We start from the raw sequence: 15,719 nt of genomic DNA, 5'->3' as shown, positions 1-15,719 counted from the left end.
CAGGGGTATTAATTACATTTCTTACTTATCACCCCCTTTCCGTGACCGTCAGGCGTGAAAAATTGTTATCAACCTCATGATATATATAGACTATTTCTAATATGATAAAGGTTTTTTATGCGTGTATTTTTGCGTGAAAATAAGAATGCTTATTAATATACTTTTATGCGTCAGGAGGAAGAGTTGGATAATCAGTGTAAAGATTTAGAGAAGGAACGTCCGGAAGCTGGTAGCAAACTGGGAATTGCACTCTCTACCTTAAGTCAGGTTCCTATTAATGGTATGAGAGTCGCTCCCGGAAATGGTACTAATGGTTGGTATATCTGGTGTGGTGAAGAGTTATCTTCAAACGCAGACTTCTTTGACCCGCTACATGTTGAGCATATAGTTAAATACTTACCTCAAGTGCAAGCTTATCTTGGTTTGCCTCCTGGCTACCGCTTCCTAATAGATAACAATGGTTACGAAGATATATGGTATGACAGCAGCTTGTTGGAAGGAAACGCATAACAAACTGTTTAAGAGTGATTCGCAACGCGTGGCATTTTATTCCATTTTTGGTTGTGCCTTTAAGATGGTATGCAGTGTTTTTGTATTTCGGTATATAACACTAACCTTACTTTTCCTAATATCAACCAGTCTTAATAGAGCTGCCTATCTAACAAAGTTTTGTCCAACTTCGAGCTAGCTTTCATAGCTGGCTCATTTTTGCCCCAAAGTTTGTTAGATTTAAACGCTTGGAATTAAAAAGCTCAACATTTAGCTGAGCTTTTTAGTTTGCTTTATCTAACCTATTATGCGCTTGAACCTAGTTCTAAAGGCTTTTTCACCACCTTCCATTTGGTTACATATAAACCCTTTCACCGCCTCTTCCTGCAGCCCTCCAGAAATGTAAGGCTCCAACCTTTGAGCTTGCTGTTGCATCCCTACCACTAACTCCGCATCGCCATTCACCACAATAGGCGCAGAGTGTGTGACGACAACTAACTGTCTACGTTTCTTATTATTTGAAATCGCAGGGATCACAGAGCTCGCAAGCATAGCGCAATCTAGGTCATCTTCAGGCTGATCGAGGATAAGCGGATCTTCGCCATATGACATTAAAAAGGACAACATCGAGGCAGACTTCTGGCCAGGTGAAGCCCTTTCTAATTGACGAAATTGTTTCATTGAGTCTTGGAACTCAATCTGTAGCCCATCGTCAGGAAACCAACAATGTAACTCATCCAACCTTTCATCCTGCAGTTGCCCCAGTCGAGCTCTTAGTGCGCCATGGATCGAGGCATAGTCATCACTCTGTTCCTTTTTGACACATGCAATATGGAAACGCTTTAGTTTGGCCAACTCAGTGTATCGCTTCTCCGCGCTTTGAGGATTGAATTTGTTCAAGTTTTCCATCGCGAACAATAAGCTATTCGGAGTGCCTCCATCAAAAATGTGGCTTTCGAATCTTTCAATTCCTGAGGCCGCCTGATACCCCTTAACTAACCGTTCACTCGAACACGCTAGAGGAAGCACTTTGATCCTAAGTTCCGTTAGACCAAGCTCCTCAATGAACTGGTTACGGACTTTGGTTAGATTCTCCCTGTGCGTGACCAGTTTCCCGTACAATTCAGCTTTGTTTGCTTGAACCAACGCAAGGGCATCTTTCAACCCTTGTTCGTTACTTAGAGCAACCTGCAATTCCGCTTGCGAGTCCATAAGAGCACTCAGCTCTTCGTGATTAATTTCCGCATCCTTTAATTGCGAAACCCTAGAGCTTAAATCAGCAGAATTAGCCTCAATTCGCCCCTTGATCGTCTGATAATAGGCTTGCTCAGTGGACTTGACCAACTTGGCCTTCGACTCTTCAATCAGCGCGAGAACTGCAGCACTCAGGGTGTCATGAATTTCATTAACCTCGAGCTGCCACTTACCTAAGTCGGACTCTGGATTGTCAATCGCTCCCGATGCGCTCTCGGTACAAATGCCCTCAAGCCCCTCGATTAAATCATCTACTTTCTGCTTACTGTCTCCCGCCTTACCTAATTCCTCTTTATCGCTTGCAAGTGCCTGTTGAAGCGACTCTAATCCCGCTTCTTTTAAGGTTTTAAGTTTACGATCAACGTCTTGTAAATCGCCTTTAGTGGTGATGAGGTTACCGATAGCTCGCTGGGCTTCACGCTCTTCAAAACAGAGCTGTTTATACTTCGTTTCAAGGTCCAGCTTTTCTTGTTCCCACTTGGCATAATTTACGGTATCACTCTCATCGATCACGCTTAGAAATGAATTCGGCTTAGTCGCCATTTCATAGAGCATTTTTTGTGAGAAAATCGACACTGGAAAGCGTGATGTATTGAAGGTGTCTTCGTCCTCCCATTGCTCACTTTCCTTTTTGAAGTGCTGAAAGGATGTCTTTGTCGGTGACCAAGCTAGCCTGTATTGGTCTTGACCTTTATGGTATTCAAGCTCGACGAATGAGTCAGGTGTCATCGCACCGTTCTGGCCCACCTCTTTGAATGCATCAATATTGCTCTGCTGTATCTGAGGAAGGTGTTCATCACGACGGAGACTTAAACGCATCGCTTCGATTAACGTTGACTTACCCGAACCCCGACTACCCACAATGGAGGTATACCAGGGGCTTAGTTCGATATTGATGGGACCACCACTGATGTCTTGGCACATCTTGGTTTTTAAGGTTAGTTTAGTGATTCGCTTCGATGGGATCGCTGGTGGCTGTTTAGGTCCACGCTTTACACAGTGCTTTGGATCAGACAGTGCTATCTTTAACCCTTCAAAGGAAGGTTCTATCATTTTAACCCAGGTGTAGCCCTGTCCCATTTCACCAATAGAATGCGCGTCAGACCCTTTTAACCAAGCAAGATCCTCAATGAGTTTCTTCTGATAGTTGTCAAGATCATCCACATCGCCGATTAGCTCTATTGCGTCTGGTTTTGCATCAAATACGGCACTGACTGAGCCTTGATTATCATTCTGAAATACGCCTTTATCCTTGTCGACATGTGCAAGAATCGCCAAAGTCGGTGAATGAAATGCATGGATAGCCTCAACAATCCCGCGCGCACCTCGTGACAGTTCTATTGAATGATTTTTACCTTGAACGGAAGGAAGTCCGCAGCTGCCTACCAGCTCGCTAATGGTTGTGGAAGTAGCGTCATCATGCAAGATAGCAAGAACATGCACATTCCCCGCAGCGGTAAGCTCCACTGCCGGCATAATGACAATGTCCCGATACCCGTTATCCTCGCCCACCTCGTGCTCTACTTTAAGCGCTTCCAGTTCAGTCCGTATTGCATCTAGGCCGTCACCCGTATTGTGATCACTCAGTACGACACAATCCACCTCATTGGACATTTGACCAAGGAGCCATTCACGGTTAGTACAACTAGGTGTCCTATCAGACCTAGGAAAGTCATCCGAGGCAGGTGAATGACAATGAAAATCTACCTTAAACCACTTACTACCAACAACTTGCAACTCGTGCTCCCAATGCAATAAGCAACTCTATTATTATGTGAGCCGTATGATATGCGAGGTAAGTTTTGCGTTCAATGTGCTAGAACAAACTTATGCCTGCATATTATTGGATATGTCGTAGTTCTATCGTTACTTCATCCAATCCAAATAAGGTCACTCAGTTTAACGGCTTTCCATGCTTTTGCTGTTTCTAATAGTTACGTTACCGAAGCTCACTTTTGTCCAGAAAAATGTTACACGCCCACCTACGCATAAAAAATCGTTTGTTAAGTAGCCAAGCATAAATTGCACGCTTATACTGTATTCATATACAGTTAAATTGAGTGCGTATGATTATTCTAAAATCCACATCTGACTTTGAGATAGAAAGCGTCAAATACCCTAACTTCCCCCTACTAACTTGGGAAACTGATAACTCAGGTCTAGGGATTGAATCTGGAAACCTGTGTGTTGAGGCGATGCAGTTCTTGATCTATGAGTGCTTAAAACGAGGTCGAGTGAATAGTGAAAACACTTGGTGGACGTATGGTAATCATTTAAGCCAATTCCTGACTTTCTGTGAACAGAATAATTTAGATTGGCGAGATATTTCTGAAAGCAGTGAAGATGAAATGCTGGTCAGTGGTTATCGTGACCTTTGTGTTCGTGATTTTAACATGTCGGTAAATACAACCAATCAGCATTTAAGGACGATAGTGCGTTTTTACTCTTATGGTGTCGGTAAGTGGTTTAAATCATTGCCTTACTCGCTAGAATCCGTTTCAGCGAACCAAGGGCAGCAGTTTTTGGCTCATACCGAAAGAAACGGTGGCAAGAAGTACAGCCCTGATTTGATGATGAAAACCTCTGAAGAGAAAGCTAAATTTTTGTCAGCTATTGAAGTGCAAGAGCTTTTATCTGCGATTGAAAATCCAACCTTGAAACTGATGGTTCGTTTATGCCTACAGACAGGCATTAGACGTAAAGAGCTGTTGCTTTTCCCATTGCATGTAATACGAAAACCTACAGGAAACCGAGCTTACTACGAAGTTAATATCTCACGAACTAAAGGTAAAAAAGAGCGCAAAATACACATTCCATCAAGACTGATGGAAGACTTGTGGCGTTATGTCAATGAGGCTCGATTTCAGAAACAGCAAGAGTCAGGAGTGGTGTCAGATTGCTTGTTTTTAACGTCTGATGGTCAAGAGTGGACTTCTCAAGGCTCAGCCTTTGGCAAGGCTCTCAAGTCGCTCAATTTACCCTTTCATGTATCACCGCACATGCTAAGACACACGTATGCAACACACATGCTCAAAGGGTTGTTGGAGCGCAAAACCAGCAAGTTTGAGCCGTTGCTGTACCTACAAGCTCGGCTTGGACATTCAAGTATCACAACCACGATGAAGTATTTGCACTTGGTGAATGACTTGGTTGATGACTTATCGATTGAATATCAACAACAAATTGATGCGATTGTGTAGGTGAAGTATGGCGAGACAACGAAAAAACCTGACCATAAACAAAGACAAGCTCAAGAAAACCTCTGTCGTTGAACCAACAATTGACGCGACTCAAAATCAAGCGATTGTTCGCCCACTTAACCCTGTGGTGAACTATCCCAATCTCGGCTCAAGTGGTGGTAATGGCCATAATTTCGATTTCAGTCCGTACTATGGCAAGGGCTATGACGACATTACCAACCGAGCGTTCTATACCGCAAAAGCATTGCTAAAAAATACCGATGCTTTTACAGAGCAAACGCAAATTTGTTATCTAACGAGAGGCTTTGCCTGTTTTGCTGAATACCTTGCGCTATTTCGCTGTGCAACTGGTGAGGACTTAACGCAAGCGGATCTCACGCCAGAGTTAATCGAACAGTATTTACTGCACCTTAAAGGCAGCGAATTAACGTTTGTCAGTCAAAAAGAAATTTATTCAAAACTCAAATCATTGCTGACACGCATGAAAGAAAAGGGTTACTGGTCTGCTGTTGGTAACATCAATCTAAACAGTGATTTCTTCCCTAGAAACCCCTTTCCCAATTCAAACAAGCGTGGTGGCGGAGGGCAAAAGCCACTCACTGAACATGATAAAAGAAAGGTGGTGGTTGCACTCAAACAAGCGATTAAGCCGATTTATAATAAGACTGAACCACTGTCAGCTTATGAATTAACGGTGTGCTTATTGGCTGTGGCAATTCAAACGGGTATCAACACCTCACCGCTTCTTAACATGACAACGGAAGCATTGAGCGACCACCCACTTAAAGAGAGCCGCAAACTGTTGACTGTGTTTAAAAAGCGAGGCAACGCCACGCAGTTGCACAATCTGCGTAAATCAGAAGAACTTGAGGTAGTGCAAGGAATTAAACTCGATGTGGCGTATCTGATTGAGGCGATTATTGAGCGCAATGCCCTAATAAGAGAGGCGACCAATAGCGACTTAGTGTTTGTCTATGAGACTACAAGTGGGAGTAGAGGCACAAAGCGAGGCACTGCCACTTCCTTATCTATTCAACGGCTTGACCAATACATCAACAAATTCATCAAACAGTTCGACCTAAAAGATGAAGATGGACGGACGATGAAGCTTAATGTAAGCCGCTTTCGCAAGACGTTCATTAATGGCATCTACGAGCTAAGTGGAAAGAGCTTACTGATTGCCGCACGGCAAGCTAAGCACAGTGGTACAGGAACGCTTGATCACTATTTACAAGCCCCTGAGCAATCAAAGCGAAATTTAGGCTTAATGGGCGAGATACGAGTCAAAGAGTTAACGAGCACAGAGCCGAGTGTTCCTGTTGGGCATTGTAAAGACCCTAAGCATGGTGATAAAGCCCCTAAAGATGGCACGTTCTGTAATGACTTTCTAGGGTGTTTCCGTTGTAAGAGCTTCGTTATCACAGGTGATGATTTATATAAGCTCTTTAGCTTTTATTGGGCGATTATTCGCAACCGTGATGAATTTGGACGTAAAGATTGGAAACGCCATTTAAAGAATGTCCTCAGAATTGTGGATAAAGAAGTTGTCCCTGAGTTTGCAAAACTTGGTCAATTGCAGCGTGTAGCGGCTGAAAAAGAACGAGCAAGAACCAATCCACACCCATACTGGCAAAATCTCGATATGTTAAAGGTGACACAATGAGTTCAGTTGAGTTAATACTTACGCAAGCTGAGTTCGCTACTCAGCAATGTCCAAAGCCAAGCGATAGCACACTAGAGCGAGCCATTGATGGTAGTCTAACGGGTATCGTGACCTACATTAAAGTTGCCAACGGTGAGTATCAAACGCTCTCTCGATATGAGCACGACATATGGGTATTTCCAGCCAGTAAAGGCACGAAAGCAACCAGTGCAAATGGATTGAACCTTAACTTTACCACCATTGCCGATCCCCAAATGAAGCGCATGGCAAAATGGGTGGTATGGAACAAAATGAAAGAGAATTTGGCGGTTAGCTCTCTGAAATGTGTTTTGATTAACTTGAACACTTATTTTCAGTGGGTTTTGAGTTCAGATACCACAGTGACACATGGACTCACCGCTTTTACGTCCAATGCCTATGTTAAGTATGTAAATACCCTTACCTCAACGCGAAAGGGGGAAATCAAGCCATTGGTAGCAGGCACTAAAGCGCAGAAATTGCTCGCTTTAGAAGACCTGTATCGCTATTGCAAAACGTTTGATTTTGTCAAAGAGCACCCTTGGTCTGAATCAAGTGCTAGTGAGCAAGCGGGGTATGTGGGTGAGGCTTTACAAGAGGCAAGAAAAAAACCGAAAACCTTGATTATCCCTGATGAGGTGTTAATCCCGCTTTGTCAGTTTACCAAGTCCTACCTAGACCGAGCAGATGAAATATTAGCATCAGCGGAAAAGACAGAATCCTTGCTACTGCGTGATAGTTGTATTTTCTGGCTGCTATTCACAACAGGAATGCGTATTCATGAAATCTTAGGCATTAAGCGTGGGGCGTACCGCTCTGAAACAAAAGATGACACCACCTATTACTACATCGAAACGGTATCTGAAAAAACGCATACAGGGTTAGCTGAATGGATTGCCCCAGAGATTGCTACTCAAGCGATTGATATTCTTGGTCGTCTAAGTGCGCCACTTCAAGCGCAGCTTGAGCGTGATTTAGTAAAAGCGAAAGCAAGCAATGACCATTCAGAAGTGCATCGCCTTGAACAGATTTCAGACCACATTTGTCTATCGAAATCCCTGCGCAAAAACAATGCCCTCAACATCCTATCTGGAAATACCATTACAGAGTTGAGGTTGCCAAATTTATGCAAACAAATAGAAAGTGATTGGAATCTAGCAGCGCACCAATTCAGACGCACCTTTGCTAATTATGTCGTGCATTCAGAATTGGGTGATTTGAGGGCATTAAAAGACCACTTTAAGCACTGGTCTATTACCATGACCGCCTTATATGCCTTTAACGATAATCTGGATGCGGAACTATTTGAAGAATTGCTCCGAGAGAAATATCTGGTTGAAGAAGAAATTAAGCAAGATTGGTTTGAGTTAGATAGCCCCATTGCAGGGGGCGGGATGGCTCAAAAGATCAAAAAAGTGCGTCAAGATGGCGAACATATTAAAGTCTTTGGTTCTCTACAAAATATGGCTAAAGCCTATTCTAGCTCTATCCCTATTCGTTCAACAGGCATTGCATGGTGTACGAATGATGACGAATGCCGTTGTGATAAATCTGAGGATTGCGAACATGGCATTGTCGATAAACGACACTTGCCATATTGGGAGGGAATGCTCGTTCAACAAATGAAGCTGATGCAACTAGATGATATTGGAGAGGCTGGTAGAGCCGCAGCCCAAAAAGGTATGGAACGTTGTGAAAAGGTATTAACCGCTTTGGGAGTTGATGTTGAAGTCATGAAGCAAGAGATTAATCAGAGAGAGCATATTGAGGTAAAAAATGTCTAACCCAAAAGAAAAAGCGACACATAAAGCGGTTCGGCTTGCCATTATTCGGATAGAAAAAGGTCGCCCTACTATTGTCACTGAGCAACGTAAAATGAGTGTGGCTGCTGTTGCCGAAGAAGCGGGTGTCAGTCGAGCGTTGATTCATCGAGATTGTCCTGACCTATTAGAGCGCATCAAAGGTGGTGTGAATAAAGGTATTCGTCAACAGCGTGATGCCAAGCAACATGAACTCAAAGAATATAAAGAGCGTAATCGAGAATTGCGCTCTGAGGTGGCAAAGCTAAAAGCAATGTTAGCTAAAGTTCAATCACAAAATGCTACGTTAATACGGAAAAATATGGCATTAAGTAGCGGAAGTGAAACAAACAGCAATATTACTCAGATAGTTTACAGTAACTAGCTGTATTAAAAGGTAATAGTATTTAAAACATGGCGATTTATTGATAGTTAAACATCAATAAATCGTAACAACAAACAAGATCATGTAAAACAGCTAGTTAACTGTAGTTACATGTAACAAGGTATTTATAATAAATGAACTATCAAATTCAACACGCAAGATCGCTGCTTTATTCACTGTAAGATTATTATCAATCCACGTTTCATGATAAATACCTATTCAAAAATTCTGCAGTTACCATAACGGATTAATAGAATTTAAACAGAGAGACAAAATAATATTGAATTTTTCAAACAATTGGCACTATGCACTTACATCGTAAAAAGTACTAACGAGTCGTTTCATCAACCACGCTTTTCTCGACAGTTTTCTCTTTAGCGGGCTCATCTTTAACCGCATTTTGAAAACCTTTTAATGCATAGCCTAAATCACTGCCTAAGTTTTTTAATTTTTTGTTCCAAATAACAATACGAAAATAACAGCAACAATAAGTAGTTAGCCAATACTGATTTCACCCATGATGTTAGTTCCTGTTATTTTGCCGCAGCGCTGGGTTGATGACTAAGGTAAACATCTGATTCATAGCGATCTTTTAACCCTGCAAGGATAAATACCATAGAAAAGCACACACTAATCACATTTTTCGCAAACAAAAATTCAGGATAAACATGGGTTAAAAATAGATGAACCAAGCACCACACAGAAATAACTTGTAGCGCAACAGTCATCAGTTGCTGCCACGTTGATTTTAAAAAACAAGAACGCGTTAGCATAGCTATAAAAAAGACCACAGCTGCTGTCATTTCAATATAAAAAAACATATATCCACCTTATCTTCAAAGCTTTAATTCATGGTATAAAGTTTGATCTAAGGTTTATGTAATAAATACATTAAGTCATATAAAGTTTTTATAAAGAACGATATTAAACAAAAATCGCCCCCTTTTAATTGTCGGCTATCTCTCCATTGATCAAGCGATACCCCACCCCGTTTTCAGTAATGATATATTGAGGCTGAGCGGGTGACTTTTCTATTTTATGACGCAATTGAGCGATATGAATACGGACATAATGGGCATGTTCAGTATAATTACCGCCCCACACCTCTTTTAAAATTTGCTTATGAGTCAGCACCTTACCCATATTTTTTGCCAGTAAGGTGAGTATTTTATATTCTTTAGGCGTGAGTTTAATACTCTCACCGTTATACATTACCGTTTGCATTGCCATATCAAGTAAAACATCACCAAAACGGTATTGACTCACTTCTGTCGCAGTGTTGTGGGAATGTAAGCGAAGAGCAACTCGAATACGCGCTAATAGCTCTTCACTACCGAATGGCTTGGTTAAATAATCATTCGCGCCAGCATCTAATGCCTGCACTTTATCAGCTTCTTTATCACGAGCAGATATCACTATAATCGGCGTCTCAGTCCAGGTACGTAGCTCTTTGGTAAACTCTAGGCCATCAGCATCCGGTAATCCTAAATCTAGTAACACTAAGTGAGGATTCCAAGTCGCTATTTGCTTAAGCCCTTCTTGTGCGGTTTCTACCGTTTTAACGCTATAGCCGTGTCCTGTTGTTAAAATATCTAAAAAGCGACGAATTGGCGCTTCATCTTCAATGACTAATATTTTAGTATCGCTATTCATAAATGCCTGTTAAATCATATTTATCACAAGGAATGGTTACCGTAAAAATGCTGCCGCCGCCAATCCTTGGCGAGACACTAATGGTACCGTTGTGGGCTGAAACAATAAGCTTACAAATAGCTAAGCCTAATCCAGTTCCTTTGACTTTAGTGTGCTCTGAGCGATAGAAACGCTCAAAAATTCGTTGAGTTTCATCGGGTGCAACACCGCAACCTCTATCGGCGATCTCAATAGAAAAGCACCCTTTTTGATAATCTGTTGTAATATCTATTGCTTCGCCAACAGGGCTATACTTGGCTGCGTTTTCAATAAGATTCGCGATAATTTGCTCAATTAACGCATAATCGAGTGAAACTAACATAGTTTCACCCGTTAAGTTTATTGGATGTAACTTAACAACTTGCTCTATGCGCTTAGTTGCACTCCCAATCACTTCTTCTGGCTCTACCCAATCTCGATTAGGGATCAAGGTTTTCGTACTATAACGACTAATATCTAATAGTTTAGTTAAACTGCGATTTAAGCTATAGCCTTCCTCTGCTATAGATTGTAATAGCTCTTTTTGAGTTTCCATCGGCAATTTTATTGTTGAGTCACTTAAAGTGGTTGCTGTGCCAATAATCGATCCTAGTGGCGTTTTTAAATCATGAGAAACTGCCGCTAATAGCGTATTACGCATCTGCTCTAATTGGTTTGCTTCTTTCGCAATCGTTAGTGCACTGTTGGCTTCTGAGCGTGACAAGGATAAGCTGATAAGTGTGGTTAAAATAGGGTTAAACAGTTGCCCTTGCTCTGCTTGAATCACTAATACCCCGAACAATCCTGACTGCCCACAGAGTGGATATAATGCCAAAGCTGCTGATAGCACTTCACTCGATTGCTCTCCTCGCAACATAAAGCGTTCAACCACAGAATAGTACTCACTTTGCTGTAACTTATCGTGAGAGGCCAAACAAAAAAGCGTGGGAGAAAATAGCCAGATCTGTGCTTTGAACTGCCCATTTCGCTCTAAATGTTCAATCGCTGAGCTTGCGATCGCTTGGCTTTCATTAAGCGAAGCCAACTCTGATGCTAGATGATAATTACTCTTTAACTCAGATTTTAATTGTTTATTTTTATTAATTTCACGCTGCTGAGATTGCGTTATTTTAACCGCAAAAACACCACTAAAAGCCATGACGGTAAAGGTAATAATGTGCTGATAGTTTTGAAATTTAAACGAATTATGTTCAGGTAAAACAAAGAAGTGAAAAGCAACAATACTGAGAGCCGTGATCACATAAGCAAACTTTCGCCTTAACCAAAAACCACTCACAATGTTAAGTAGCAACAATAGCATCGCGGTATCAGTTTCAATGATCACATCACGAAATTTTACGCCAATGTATGTCACCAAAACATAGAACACCAACAAAATAGCGGTCTTGCTCAGATCATTCCAATTTGTTCGATTCGTCATAAATCAAGCTATTTGTCTTATAGTTAGCATTTAATAATACCTTCAGGGGAATTATCGATAAAGTAAAAAGAGCTTCTACAATTACCACCAAACTTATGGGATAACCGTGAAGCTCTTTATATGGCAAAAATAAGCAATTAAATTTCTAGGTGTACCCCAATTTCAATTAATCTATCTTGCGGTACATGTAGCCGCTCTGAAGTTCTCAACGCATTTCGGCTTAATAATATAAATAGCCTCGCTTTTAGATCATGCCATAACGTCGTATGCTTCAACTTTATTCGCTCGGATGACATAAAGAAAACCGTATCAAGTTCATGCAATGAAAAGCCTTTGCCGTTACAGGCTGTGAATATTTGATCCATATCTAACGATTCTTGATAACCTACATACGCAATCATCTGCCAAAATGAAGGCGATATTTGTCTTACTTCAATCCGTTTAAGTGGATGCACTCTAGGTTGATCAGGGTATTTAAATGTCATGAGTACATTACGTTCATGTAAGGTTTCATTATATTTTAAATTATTGACCAATGAGGCAGGCACATACTCTTCATTACGAGTGAAATAGACGGCAGTCCCCGAAGCGCGAGGCCAATCTTTTTGCTCTAACTCATTAACCATAGCTTCGGATGACAACGGTTGTTTAATTAATTGGCTGATCCTTTCTCGCTCTAAATACCATGTGATCATCAAAAGAAATACAATTGAGCCTATTGTTAATGGAAGCCAACCACCATCGGAGAATTTTAATGATGTCGCGATAAACAATAGTACATCATATAACAGCATGAATGACGCATACTGAATAACAACGACCAGCTTCCATCCCCACATATAACGTGCAACCACAAGGATAAATAAGGAAGAAATTAACATGGTTGCCGTTACTGCAATCCCATACGCCGCCGCTAAACGCTCTGAGCTACCAAACGTCAGTACCACAGTGAGCACAAGTAAAAACAATAAAAAGTTAGCTAAGGGAACATAGATCTGACCTTGCTCTTGATGTGAAGTATGGTGGATTTGCACTGGAGGTAGAAATCCTAAATTCACAGCTTGACGAGTTAATGAAAAAATCCCTGAAATCACAGCCTGCGAGGCAATCACAGTCGCACACGTAGCAAGAATGACTAAAGGTAAACGCAGCATATCTGGCGCTAACATAAAGAACGGGTTATCAATATCCACCTGTTGTGATAACACTAGCGCACCTTGTCCGTAGTAATTTAAAACTAAGCATGGCATGACAATGAAAAACCACGCTAAACGAATAGGCTTAATACCAAAATGCCCCATATCTGCATACAACGCCTCAACACCAGTAACGGCTAAAACAACGACCCCTAAAGTAAACAAGGTTGCCGCACCGTGGTTAAAAGCGAAATGTATGGCATAAATAGGATTAAGTGCATCTAATACTGTTGGGTTTTTAATAATACTTAGTAAACCTAAAACACCAATAGTGCCAAACCATAACAGCATGACAGGTGCAAACAGCCGCCCAATTTTTCCAGAACCGTATTTTTGAATGGCAAATAAAACACAAATAATCGTGATAGCTATCGGTAAGATCATAGGTGTAAAACTGCGATTAATCACAGTGATCCCTTCGACCGCAGACAGCACTGACATCGCCGGAGTAATAATGGCTTCACCAAAAAAGAAACCAGCCGCCAACATACCTAAAAATAAAATACCTTTTTTAAAATGCGGTGGCGCCACACTATGCGCTAAAGAGGTTAATGTTAAAACGCCACCTTCACCTTTATTCGAAGCCCGTGTTACCAACGCTAAATATTTTATACATACCGTTATCACGAAGGTCCAAAAAACTAATGAGAGAATACCAAAAACATTTGCTTGGTTAATGGCTATTGAATGTTCACCTTCAAACATCGCTTTAAAGGCATACAATGGGCTGGTACCAATATCACCATACACAATCCCAATAGATAGGCACGTCAGTACCCATAAAGACTGTTTTTGATTTTGCATCGTTGATTTTCATGTACATCCCATATTGGGGAAACACTGTACCTTATGACTAAATAGAGGCAGGCAGGTTAACAAGGCAAAGATAAATAAAGGGTAATATTTACGAATAAAAATATAAAGAAAATATAAACTTTGTTTGTTTTTAAAGCTAAAAGTTCAGTTATGAAGCGTAATAAAAAAAGATAACTTTAATATTAAATATATTATACGGCGTTCAAATACAGTATTAATAAATAAAAAAGAGCGTAAGAAATATTCTTACGCTCTTTTTCAATATCTATTTTTACTAATTATCAAGTTTTAGTAATCAATCTAAATATTTTCGATATTCTTTCCTGATGTTTCAAATCTATATTTATATGTTACCCACGCACCAAATAGTGATGTAGCAACAAGACAAAGTAATAAATTAAACACCCCTATTTCATGCATTAAGATAGGAAATAAAAACGCAGTTAAGATCGCACCCAACTTTGCAATCGATGCCGCAAAACCAGCGCCTTTAGCTCGAATTTTAACTGGAAACACTTCGCCTGAGATTAAATAAGTCTGTGCATTTGGACCAAGATTATTCATAAAATTGAACAACATAAAGCCTAAAAACAGCAGATAAATTTGATAGTCATTATTTAGCTTTATCGACAACGCAGCTAAAGCCAAACCGACCGCACAACCAATAAAGCCGTAAATTTGCAACTTCATACGACCAATCGATTCAGAATAAATAATTGCGCAGATCACTCCAATAATAAGCAAGGAGTCAATCAATGCCGTACCTTTCGCTGAATATACAATGCTTGCTATCGTACTATGAAGTGCATCTCCTGCAACAACGACATGTGGATCAAGCACCGATGCTAAAATAACAGGTGTAAAAATACCAATACCATATGTACCTAAATCTTGGATAAACCAAGGAGCAGAAGCCAGAATCGTTTTTGCCCGGTACTTTTGCTTAAATAGTTTCTTGTAGCCGCCTAACCATGAATGGTTCTCTTCACCTTCAGGACACGGTACAACCGTCAATGTCATATCAGATTGAGGATCACGATTTAATAATCGTTTTAGTGACTTTTCAGCCTCTTTCTCACGTTTTTTCGACATTAGCCAGTGTGCGCTTTCAGGAATAAAGAAACGTGCAACCGTTATTGCCAATGACGGAACTAATGCCAATATGTACATTAAGCGCCATGCATTAATATCATCAGCATAAGTCAGTACGATAATGCCCGTGAGGATACCCAACAAAACACCAACCGACTGAAAAGCAAAAGCGCCAAGTACCAACTTACCGCGATTTTTAGTCGGAATGCTTTCCGAAATCATTAAATGCGCTGTTGGGTAATCACACCCTAATGCTAATCCGATACCAAAGTTAAACAGTAAGATAGTAAGATAAGATTGGCTACATGCCATACCGACTAAGCAAACAGAAAGTAATGCCATCTCAATGATAAACATTTTCTTTCGTCCGTAGAGATCAGATAATCCCCCTAACGCACTTGCGCCAATTAATATACCGAATAGTATTGAAGAGCTCAGGGTACCTTTTTGGAATTCTGTTAAATGAAATTGTAGCGTGATCAAGGGCAAAGTTAGCCCCATCATAAACACGATCATTCCTTCGAAAAACTTTCCAAATGTCGCCAACAACCAAATTCGCCACTGTACCTTTGTCATTGACAGGCAAAAGCGGTTTGACCCTTTTTCCCATATTGATGTGTCATCAATATAGTTTTGAATAGTTTTTTGACATTGAATATCTAAATTTTGATTCATGTTAAAAATCAGCAATGCTT

11 protein-coding genes are annotated in these 15,719 nt (G+C 40.7%); 5 read left to right on the top strand and 6 right to left on the bottom strand.

Annotation, left to right across the window (positions count from 1 at the left end; all coding sequences use genetic code 11):
* Window positions 1-183: 183 nt before the first annotated feature.
* Window positions 184-510, top strand: a complete 327-nt coding sequence (locus CTN01_RS07670; RefSeq protein WP_244156062.1) for an immunity protein Imm33 domain-containing protein — start codon at window positions 184-186, stop codon at window positions 508-510.
* 276 nt (window positions 511-786) lie between these two features.
* On the opposite strand, the gene ppl is transcribed toward CTN01_RS07670, so the two are convergent.
* Entirely contained in the window at window positions 787-3,480 is a 2,694-nt protein-coding gene (gene ppl, locus CTN01_RS07660; protein ID WP_107342128.1) for an anti-phage protein Ppl, read from the bottom strand.
* Window positions 3,481-3,809: 329 nt separating this feature from the next.
* On the opposite strand from ppl, the gene CTN01_RS07655 reads away from it, so the two are divergent.
* Genes CTN01_RS07655 through CTN01_RS07640 form a run of 4 tightly spaced genes read left to right on the top strand, consistent with a single transcriptional unit; the run spans window position 3,810 to window position 8,808 of the window.
* A complete protein-coding gene (locus CTN01_RS07655) occupies window positions 3,810-4,943 on the top strand; it encodes a tyrosine-type recombinase/integrase (protein ID WP_045149308.1) in 1,134 nt (377 codons plus the stop codon).
* A 7-nt stretch (window positions 4,944-4,950) separates the two neighbouring features.
* Window positions 4,951-6,606, top strand: coding sequence for a hypothetical protein (locus CTN01_RS07650; protein ID WP_045149307.1), 1,656 nt, complete (start codon window positions 4,951-4,953; stop codon window positions 6,604-6,606).
* Window positions 6,603-8,408 (top strand): site-specific integrase, encoded by a 1,806-nt coding sequence (locus CTN01_RS07645; RefSeq protein WP_045149306.1) that lies wholly within the window; start codon window positions 6,603-6,605, stop codon window positions 8,406-8,408. The genes CTN01_RS07650 and CTN01_RS07645 overlap by 4 nt, the downstream gene beginning before the upstream one ends.
* Window positions 8,401-8,808 carry a hypothetical protein gene (locus CTN01_RS07640; protein ID WP_045149305.1) on the top strand — a complete coding sequence of 136 codons (408 nt, stop codon included), beginning with the start codon at window positions 8,401-8,403 and terminating at the stop codon, window positions 8,806-8,808. The genes CTN01_RS07645 and CTN01_RS07640 overlap by 8 nt, the downstream gene beginning before the upstream one ends.
* Window positions 8,809-9,341: 533 nt before the next feature.
* On the opposite strand, the gene CTN01_RS07630 is transcribed toward CTN01_RS07640, so the two are convergent.
* The 5 genes from CTN01_RS07630 to CTN01_RS07610 all read right to left on the bottom strand — a co-directional run bounded on the left by CTN01_RS07630 (window position 9,342) and on the right by CTN01_RS07610 (window position 15,699).
* Window positions 9,342-9,629 (bottom strand): hypothetical protein, encoded by a 288-nt coding sequence (locus CTN01_RS07630; protein ID WP_045149304.1) that lies wholly within the window; start codon window positions 9,627-9,629, stop codon window positions 9,342-9,344.
* A gap of 124 nt (window positions 9,630-9,753) precedes the next feature.
* Entirely contained in the window at window positions 9,754-10,461 is a 708-nt protein-coding gene (locus tag CTN01_RS07625) for a response regulator (protein WP_045149303.1), read from the bottom strand.
* The gene (locus CTN01_RS07620; protein ID WP_045149302.1) at window positions 10,454-11,920 is read right to left on the bottom strand and encodes an ATP-binding protein; all 1,467 of its coding nucleotides are present in this window, start codon (window positions 11,918-11,920) and stop codon (window positions 10,454-10,456) included. The genes CTN01_RS07625 and CTN01_RS07620 overlap by 8 nt, the downstream gene beginning before the upstream one ends.
* Window positions 11,921-12,057: 137 nt before the next feature.
* The gene (locus tag CTN01_RS07615; RefSeq protein WP_045149301.1) at window positions 12,058-13,920 is read right to left on the bottom strand and encodes a potassium transporter Kup; all 1,863 of its coding nucleotides are present in this window, start codon (window positions 13,918-13,920) and stop codon (window positions 12,058-12,060) included.
* 312 nt (window positions 13,921-14,232) lie between these two features.
* The gene (locus tag CTN01_RS07610) at window positions 14,233-15,699 is read right to left on the bottom strand and encodes an MFS transporter (RefSeq protein WP_005363968.1); all 1,467 of its coding nucleotides are present in this window, start codon (window positions 15,697-15,699) and stop codon (window positions 14,233-14,235) included.
* Between the last annotated feature and the right edge of the window lie 20 nt (window positions 15,700-15,719).

Source organism: Photobacterium angustum, assembly GCF_003026365.1.
Classification (GTDB): Bacteria; Pseudomonadota; Gammaproteobacteria; order Enterobacterales; family Vibrionaceae; genus Photobacterium; species Photobacterium angustum.
This window is presented reverse-complemented; position numbering and strand designations above follow the sequence as displayed.